The organism is Mesorhizobium sp. M7A.F.Ca.CA.002.04.1.1, assembly GCF_004022805.1.
GTDB lineage: Bacteria > Pseudomonadota > Alphaproteobacteria > Rhizobiales > Rhizobiaceae > Mesorhizobium > Mesorhizobium ciceri.
Map to the genome: position 1 here is coordinate 1 of NZ_RZPL01001200.1, position 780 is coordinate 780.

The 780-nt window shown below is 63.7% G+C and carries 1 protein-coding gene and 1 pseudogene; one reads left to right on the forward strand and one right to left on the reverse strand.

Annotated features, from left to right (window positions below):
- Window positions 1–46: 46 nt before the first annotated feature.
- Window positions 47–352, forward strand: a complete 306-nt coding sequence (gene clpS, locus ENZ75_RS33290) for an ATP-dependent Clp protease adapter ClpS (RefSeq protein WP_013529964.1) — start codon at window positions 47–49, stop codon at window positions 350–352.
- A gap of 54 nt (window positions 353–406) precedes the next feature.
- Here clpS and ENZ75_RS33295 read toward each other — a convergent pair.
- Window positions 407–780: pseudogene (locus tag ENZ75_RS33295) on the reverse strand (hypothetical protein); the annotation flags it as partial.

Sequence of the window (780 nt, forward strand, 5' to 3'; positions counted from 1 at the left end):
GTGCCAGAATGGCGGTCACATCGCTTACGCAAAACTGTCGGTTCCGATGCCTGAAATTACCACAAAACCGCGTACCCAGATCAAGCCGCAAGTCGAACGGCCAAAACTCTACAAGGTCATCCTCATCAACGACGATTTCACGCCGCGCGAATTCGTGGTGACGGTGCTGAAGGGCGAGTTCAAACTCAGCGAAGACCAAGCGCACCGGGTGATGATCACTGCGCATCGGCGTGGCGTCTGCGTCGTCGCCGTGTTCACCAAGGATGTCGCCGAGACCAAGGCGACGCGCGCCACCGATGCCGGCAAGGCCAAGGGCTATCCGCTGATGTTCACGACGGAGCCGGAGGAGTAGAGCAGGGGGCTTTCCCTTCTCCCACAACAAGGGAGAAGGGAAAAGAGCGCCGCGCTACCGTCCCTCGCGGTACCACATCGAACCCATTGCCAGAAGCAGCAGGCCGAGGCCGAGGAAGCCGCCGAACAGCGGCACGCGCGAGACGGCTTTGAGCACGCTGTCGTCTGTCGTGCGCAGGCCGATCCAGTCGCTGCCGGATGCGGCACCAGCCGAGCGCACCGGCACGATGGAAGGCAGCGTCACGTCGCTGCCAAGGCCTGTGGAAGACGCCAGCCGGCGCACGCTGCCGCCGGTGGCTTCCGCCGGCGCCTTCAGCCGGTTTTCGGTGGAAATGACGTCGGCGAATTCCGGTGCGTTGACCGGCCCGACATGGGCGAGCGCGGTGAGGTCGCCATTGGCGACCTGGTAGAGCCCGATCTCGCTGGTCT

What these genes read in the sequence shown, in the direction of transcription:
- clpS (WP_013529964.1), top strand. Translation starts at nt 47, where the DNA reads ATGCCTGAAATTACCACAAAACCGCGTACCCAGATCAAGCCGCAAGTC.